This is a genomic window from Sphingomonas sp. PAMC 26605 (assembly GCF_000241485.1).
Taxonomy (GTDB): Bacteria; Pseudomonadota; Alphaproteobacteria; order Sphingomonadales; family Sphingomonadaceae; genus Sphingomonas.
The window spans coordinates 439,489-446,189 of the sequence record NZ_JH584241.1 but is presented as its reverse complement, the minus strand read 5'-3'; the positions used below and the strand labels follow the sequence as shown (position 1 = coordinate 446,189).

At 67.4% G+C, this 6,701-nt stretch carries 7 protein-coding genes; 2 read left to right on the top strand and 5 right to left on the bottom strand.

The window, feature by feature from the left end; genetic code table 11:
* Positions 1–109 precede the first annotated feature (109 nt).
* From RH90_RS01970 to RH90_RS01950, 5 genes are all read right to left on the bottom strand, one after another.
* The gene (locus RH90_RS01970) at positions 110–898 is read right to left on the bottom strand and encodes an ABC transporter permease (RefSeq protein ID WP_010183538.1); all 789 of its coding nucleotides are present in this window, start codon (positions 896–898) and stop codon (positions 110–112) included.
* Complete coding sequence (locus RH90_RS01965; RefSeq protein ID WP_010183537.1) at positions 895–1,818, bottom strand: ABC transporter ATP-binding protein; 924 nt, start codon at positions 1,816–1,818, stop codon at positions 895–897. Before RH90_RS01965 ends, RH90_RS01970 begins: the two co-directional genes overlap by 4 nt.
* Positions 1,819–1,972: 154 nt before the next feature.
* Complete coding sequence (locus RH90_RS01960) at positions 1,973–2,575, bottom strand: DsbA family protein (RefSeq protein WP_232280285.1); 603 nt, start codon at positions 2,573–2,575, stop codon at positions 1,973–1,975.
* Positions 2,576–2,696: 121 nt separating this feature from the next.
* A complete protein-coding gene (locus RH90_RS01955; protein WP_029624965.1) occupies positions 2,697–4,052 on the bottom strand; it encodes a M48 family metalloprotease in 1,356 nt (451 codons plus the stop codon).
* 49 nt (positions 4,053–4,101) lie between these two features.
* Complete coding sequence (locus tag RH90_RS01950) at positions 4,102–4,917, bottom strand: LD-carboxypeptidase (protein ID WP_010183534.1); 816 nt, start codon at positions 4,915–4,917, stop codon at positions 4,102–4,104.
* Positions 4,918–4,963: 46 nt separating this feature from the next.
* On the opposite strand from RH90_RS01950, the gene RH90_RS01945 reads away from it, so the two are divergent.
* Both RH90_RS01945 and RH90_RS01940 read left to right on the top strand, forming a co-directional pair.
* Positions 4,964–6,358: a UDP-N-acetylmuramate--L-alanine ligase gene (locus tag RH90_RS01945; RefSeq protein ID WP_010183533.1), complete on the top strand. Its 1,395-nt coding sequence runs from the start codon at positions 4,964–4,966 to the stop codon at positions 6,356–6,358.
* An 18-nt stretch (positions 6,359–6,376) separates the two neighbouring features.
* Positions 6,377–6,631: a DUF6356 family protein gene (locus tag RH90_RS01940; protein ID WP_010183532.1), complete on the top strand. Its 255-nt coding sequence runs from the start codon at positions 6,377–6,379 to the stop codon at positions 6,629–6,631.
* Positions 6,632–6,701: the final 70 nt, after the last annotated feature.

Here is a 6,701-nt window from a genome sequence, read left to right as displayed (position 1 = left end):
AACGGAGGGGGCCAATACGGGCGGCGCGCTTGCGGAGAGGGCGCCCCCCTCCACCCTTCGCTGAAGGCTCAGAGTCCCCCTCCCCCGGTTCCCGGGGGAGGATTTTTCGTCAGTTCTTCATGCGCCAGCCGGTCTTGAAGATCCAGGAGATGACACCGAGGCACGCGACCAGGAACAGCGCCGTCACGCCAAGACTCAGCCCCACCGACACATCCCCCTTGTCGAAGAACGCCCAGCGGAAACCGCTCACCAGATAGACCACCGGGTTGAACAGGCTCACCGTCCGCCACGGCTGCGGCAGCATGTCGATCGAGTAGAAGGCGCCGCCGAGGAAGGTCAGCGGCGTGATCAGCAGCGCGGGGATGAAGTTCAATTGCTCGAACCCCTTCGCCCACACCCCGATGATGAAGCCGAACAGGCTGAACGCCACGCTCGTCAGCACCAGGAACGCCAGCATCGCGAACGGATGGACGATCGACAACGGCACGAACAGCGACGCGGTGGCCAGAATGATCAGCCCGAGCACGATCGACTTGGTCGCCGCCGCGCCGACATAGCCGATCACCATCTCCATCGCCGAAACCGGCGCCGACAGCAGTTCGTACACCGTCCCGGTGAATTTGGGAAAATAAATGCCGATCGAGGCATTCGATATGCTCTGCGTCAGCAAGGACAGCATGATCAGGCCGGGCACGATGAAGCTGCCATAGCCGACCCCGCCGACGGTGCTGATCTTCGACCCGATCGCCCCGCCGAACACGACGAAATAGAGCGAGGTGGTGATGACGGGGGTGACCAGACTCTGCCACAGCGTGCGCAAGGCGCGCGCCATTTCGAAGCGGTAGATCGCCCAGATACCGTGAAAGTTAATCGCGGGGGCCTTGGTTGCGCCGCTCATGCCGCGTCCTTCTTCTCGACCAGGTCGACGAAAATATCCTCGAGCGAGCTCTTGTGCGTCTCGAGGTCCTTGTAGCCGATGCCCTGCGCGCCGAGCGCAGCGAGGAGCTCGGGGATGCGCTCGTCCTCGGCGTCGAAGGCGTAGATCAGCCGCCCGTCCTCGGCGAGCTTGAGCGGCCAGGCCGCGAGTGCCCCCGGCACCGCCGACAGCGGCTCGGACAAAGTGATCCGCAACTCGCGCTTGCCGAGCTTGCGCATCAATGCGGCCTTCTGCTCGACCAGGATGATCCGCCCCTTGTCGATCACGCCGACGCGGTCGGCCATTTCCTCGGCCTCTTCGATGTAATGCGTCGTCAGGATGATCGTCGTGCCGCCCGCGCGGAGCTTGTGGACGAGCTTCCACATGTCGCGGCGCAAGGCGACGTCGACGCCTGCGGTCGGCTCGTCGAGGAACAGGATCTCGGGCTCGTGGGCGAGCGCCTTGGCGATCAGCACGCGGCGCTTCATCCCGCCCGACAGTTCGCGGATCTTGGCGTCGCGCTTGTCCCATAGCGACAGGTCGCGCAGCACCTGCTCGATATGCGCGTCGTTCGGCCCCTTGCCGAACAGGCGGCGGCTGAACTTGACGGTGGCGAGCACCGTCTCGAACATGTCGACCGACAGTTCCTGCGGGACGAGGCCGATCGCGCGGCGCGCGCTGCGGAAATCGGTCTGCGCGTCATGGCCGAGCACGGTGATCGTGCCGGTGCTCGGCGTCACGATGCCGCAGATGATCGAGATGAGCGTCGTCTTGCCCGCGCCGTTGGGCCCGAGCAACGCGAAGATCTCGCCGCGCGCGATGTCGAGATCGACCGGTTCGAGCGCGCGATGTCCCGAGGCGTATGTCTTCGACACGCCCGCGACCGATAATATGGTGTCCATGCTGTCCCCGATTGTTGTCGCGCAGATAGGCGTGCCGGGGGGAGATAACAACCGGCCGGTATACAACGTCGCCCCGGCGAAGGCCGGGGCCGCTGCATTATGCGCGAACCGGCTGCCACCAGCGCGGCGGCCCCGGCCTCCGCCGGGGCGACGGTTACTTCGCCGCGCGGACCTCGGCGATCGCCTTCTGCAATTCCTCGAGCGGGAGCGCAGAGGAGACGACCTTGTTGCCGATCACCCAGCTCGGCGTGCCGGTCATGCCGAGCGTGCGCGCGATCGTCTCGTTCGAGGTGATCTCCTGCTCGGCGCGCGGGGCGTAGGCGGCGGCGCGAGCGGCATCGACGCCGGCGGTCCTGGCCGCCGCCACGATGCTCTGCGCGTTCACCGGCCCCGCGGCGTACAGCGCGTCGTGGAACGCCTGGAACTTGCCCTGTTCGGCCGCGGCGAGGCTCATCCGCGCGGCATCGACGCTGCTCTGCGCGAGGATCGGGAAATCGCGATAGACGATGCGAATCTTGGGGTCGCTCTTCAGCAGCGCCGCGATCGTCGGCAGGCTGGCGCGACAATAGCCGCAATTGTAGTCGAAATATTCGACCAGCGTGACGTCGGGCGTCGCGCTCCCCGCCCAGGCGCTGCCGACCGGCGTGTAGATCGCGCTACGGTTGGCGGCGATCGTCGCGGCATGGTCGCGGTCGCGCAGAGCGTCCATCGCCGCCGGGATGATCTCGGGATGCGCGAGCAGATAATCGTGTACCACGCTTTCGGTACGCGCGCGCTCGCCACCCGCGGCGGGCACCAGCCGGGGAGGCTCGCGAAACCGGCCGCGCCGATCAGCCCCGCGACGAGCGCGAGGGTTAGGGAATTCCAGGCCGGGCGCATCAGCGTTTCTTCTTATATTTCTTGGGATTGTCGTCGATCTCGTTCTGCGACGCGAGCGCGATGTCCTGCGCGCGAATCCAGTCGACCGAATTGGGCGGCAGCCCCTGCATCGCACCGCGCGCGCTATAGGCGGCGAGGCGGACATTGCCGGTGAGATTGGCCTGCTCGGCGCTCGCCAGCAGCGCGCGCGGCTCGTCGCCCATCGCCTCGTAGACGGTGCCCAACTGATACCAGGCGAAGGGATTGTCGTCGTCGCGCGCCACCGCCTGGCGCAGCACCTTGATCGCCTCGGGGTAATTGGCCTTGTCCTCGGTCGCGATCAGCGCGTGGCCGAAGGTCGTCGCGATCAGCGGTGCGTTGCGCGACAGGTCGGTCGCTTCGCGTAAAGGCGCGACCGCCTCGCGCGGCTTGCCCGCCTCGAGCAGGATCTGGCCCTGGATCTCGAGGAAATAGGGATCGTGCGGCGCGGCCTTGATCAAAGCGGCGGCCTCGGCATCGGCCTTCTGCGGATAGGCCGATTTGTGCCAGGCATAGGCGCGGGCGTAATGCGCGTAGATGCTCTGATCCGAATCCGGATAGGTGTTGAGCGTCGTCTTGGGCTCGGCGACATAGCCGAGCAGCTTGGCCTTGACGCGCTTGAACTGCTCCTCGAGGCCTTGGTCGGGCTTCTTGGTGTAGGCGGGCGAGGCGATCACGTCGGCGGTGAGGTCGGCGATGCGCTCGCCCGACAGCGGATGGCTCTGCGCGAACGGGTCGATGTTCTTGAGGCCATAGGCGTACTCTTCATTCTGCAATTTCTTGAAGAAGGTGAGCATGCCCTTGCCGGTGACGCCGGCCTCGCGCAGGAATTTGGCGCCGGTCGCGTCGGCGGTCGATTCCTGGACGCGGCTGAAGGCGAGGAACTTGCCCTGCGCCGCGCTGGTGCCCGCCGAGAGGATCCCCGCCCCTGCCTCGGGCGCGCCGGCGGCGATCGCCGCGACGCCGAGCACCATCGACAGGATCGACACGCCGAGCGCGGGGCGGACGCCCGCATCGATCAGCACGACGTGCCCGTCGGCGACGTGGCCGAGCTCGTGCGCGATCACGCCCTGCACCTGGTTGGCGTTGTCGGCGGCCTGGATCAGCCCCGAATGGACATAGATCGTCTGACCGCCCGCCGTGAAGGCGTTGATCGAATCGTCGTTGATCAGGACGACCTTGACGTTGTTGGGCGAAAGGCCCGCCGCGAGGATCAGCGGGCGCGACATTTCGTTGAACATCGCCTCGGTCTCGGCGTCGCGCAGGATCGACTGCGCTGCCGCCGGTTGCGCCCAGGCGAGGAGGGAGAGCGCGCACGCCGCGAAGAGTCGCTTCATCCGCCCCATATCGCCGAGATCGGCGATCGGAGCAACGCCCGTTGCGACGCTATGCCACGCCGAACGGGACGACGTGATTGCCCGCATCATGCCCGATCTCGGCACGCCCGAGATAGCGCACCCCCATCTCGCCGCACCAGCGCGCGATCATCGTCTCGAGGCTCTCGCCCCAGGGCGGGGTGTTGGGCTGGACGTCGGTGACGTGGCCGAGCCGCACGCCGGCGATGCCCTTGAGCTGCGTCGCCTGCGCCATGGTGAACAGCATCCGGTCGATACGGTAGAGCGGCTCGGACACTTCCTCGATCAGGAGGATATGATCGGTGAGATCGGGCAGCCACGGCGTGCCGATCAGCGCGGTCAGAATGGCGAGATTGAATGCGGCGGCGGGATGCCCGTCGAGCCCCGGCTCGAGTACCGCGCGGTCCCTGCTAGCGAGCCAGCGCAGTCCCCGCGCGAAGGCGAAGCCGCCATCGCTGCGTTGCGCGTCGGAGACCATCGGGCCGTGGACCGGTCGCCCGATCTTGGCGGCATAGAGCGCGCCGAGCAGGAAGCCCATGTCCGAGAAGCCGAGATAGGTCTTCCGCCGCGCAGCCTCGCCGAGCTGCGGCATGACGGTGTGGAGGATGCGGTTCGAGCCGTAGCCGCCACGCGCGAACCAGATCGCGTCGAAGGCGGGATCGTTGGCGACTTCGAGGAACGCCGCCGCGCGCGCCGCGTCGGGGCCGGCGAAATGGCCGTCGGAGAGGAAGCATTGCGGGTGGAAGACGAGATCCATCGCCGGCATCGCCACCGCCGCCAGCCCGAGCGCACGCGCCGCGAGCGCTTCGTCGATCCCCTTGGCGGGGGCTACGATCCCAATTCGCATGCTCAGCTCCGTTGCACTCGGTCGCCGCCCGCGATAGCCCCCGGCGATGAGCAACGGCAAATCATACTTCTTCGTCGGCATTGGCGGCAGCGGCATGATGCCGCTCGCGATGATCCTCGCCGGGCGCGGCGCGACTGTCGCGGGGTCGGACCGTTCGCTCGATCGCGGCGCGCTGCCCGCCAAGTTCGCCGACCTCGCCGCCAAGGGCGTGACACTGTTTGCGCAGGACGGGTCGGGCGTGACCTCGGCCGAGCAGATCGTCGTCGCCTCGGCCGCGGTGGAATCCACCGTCGCGGACATCGTTGCGGCGGAGCGCGTCGGCGCGCAGCGGCTGAGCCGGCCCGAACTGCTCGCCTCGCTGTTCAATGCGAGTACGCTGCCGATCGGTGTGGCGGGAACGAGCGGCAAATCGACCGTGACGGGGATGATCGGCTGGATCCTCCATGCCTGCGGGCGTGATCCAACGGTGATGAACGGCGCGGTGATGAAGAATTTCGCGAGCCCCGACGCGCCGTTTGCCAGCGCGCTGGTCGGCGCGGGCGAGGCGTTCGTCAGCGAAGTCGACGAGAGCGACGGCTCGATCGCGCTCTATGCGCCGAAGATCGCGGTGCTCAACAATGTCAGCCTAGACCACAAGTCGCTCGACGAACTGCGCGCACTGTTCGGCGCCTTCGCGGCCAAGGCGCAGACGACCGTGCTCAACATCGGCGACGCCGAAACCGTCGCGCTGGCGAAATCGCTCGATCGCGCGAAGCTCGTAACCTTCGCGGTCGAGGCCGACGCCGACCTCTCCGCGCACAATCTCGCGCCCGAGCCGTTCGCGATCGGCTTCGATCTGATCGCCGATGGCGAGACCTACCGCGTCCGCCTCGCGGTGCCGGGGCGGCATAATGTCTCCAATGCGCTCGCCGCGCTGGGCGCAGCGCGGGCGGCTGGCGTGCCACTCAGCGAAGCGATCGCGGCGATCGCCGGGTTCACCGGACTCAAGCGACGGTTCGAGCTCGTGGGCGAGGCGGCGGGCGTCAGCGTGATCGACGATTTCGGGCACAATCCCGACAAGATCGCCGCGACGCTCGCGACGCTGCACGCCTTTCCCGGGCGCTTGCTGCTGTTCTTCCAGCCGCATGGGTACGGCCCGCTGAAAGTGATGCGGGCCGAACTGGTCGCGATGTTCCGCGCGACACTCGGCCCGGAGGATCGGCTCGTCCTGCCCGACCCGGTCTATCAGGGCGGCACCGTCGCGCGCGAAGTGACCAGCGCCGACATCGTCGCCGAAATCGGCCCGCGCGCGCATCACATCGCCGATCGCGCCGATGCCGCGACCTGGCTGGTCGAGCAGGCGCGACCTGGCGACCGGATCGTGGTAATGGGGGCCAGAGACGATACGCTGAGCCAGCTCGCCGCCGACATGGTGCTACAGGTCGCCGCTAGCCTCAGCTGAACGACAAGGAGCCGCCTTATGTTTCGCCGCCTGTTCCTCGATCACCCCGCCTCGGTCGGCGAGACCTTTGGCGAGCATTTCCTCGTCGCGTCGCGCTTCGGGCTGACGATGATCGGCGGGGGGCTGGCGGGCGTGGTGCACGCGTTCCTGCCGTTCGCCTTCAAGACGACGGGCAGCCGCACGGTGATGCGGTTGAACGCGCAGATCGTCGCCAAGCGCGCGGCGGCGAGCGCGGACGAGCTGCAGCGGCGGACGGTCGAATATGTGATCTGATCCCCTGAATCCTCCCCCGGGAACCGGGGGAGGGGGACCGCCAGCCTTCTTCAGGCTGGTGGTGGAGGGG

Excerpts from the sequence above, each read along its gene's own strand:
- RH90_RS01940 (WP_010183532.1), top strand. The coding sequence starts at position 6,377 with ATGTTTCGCCGCCTGTTCCTCGATCACCCCGCCTCGGTCGGCGAGACC.
- RH90_RS01970 (WP_010183538.1), bottom strand. The coding sequence starts at position 898 with ATGAGCGGCGCAACCAAGGCCCCCGCGATTAACTTTCACGGTATCTGG.
- RH90_RS01955 (WP_029624965.1), bottom strand. The coding sequence starts at position 4,052 with ATGAAGCGACTCTTCGCGGCGTGCGCGCTCTCCCTCCTCGCCTGGGCG.
- RH90_RS01965 (WP_010183537.1), bottom strand. The coding sequence starts at position 1,818 with ATGGACACCATATTATCGGTCGCGGGCGTGTCGAAGACATACGCCTCG.
- RH90_RS01945 (WP_010183533.1), top strand. The coding sequence starts at position 4,964 with ATGAGCAACGGCAAATCATACTTCTTCGTCGGCATTGGCGGCAGCGGC.
- RH90_RS01950 (WP_010183534.1), bottom strand. The coding sequence starts at position 4,917 with ATGCGAATTGGGATCGTAGCCCCCGCCAAGGGGATCGACGAAGCGCTC.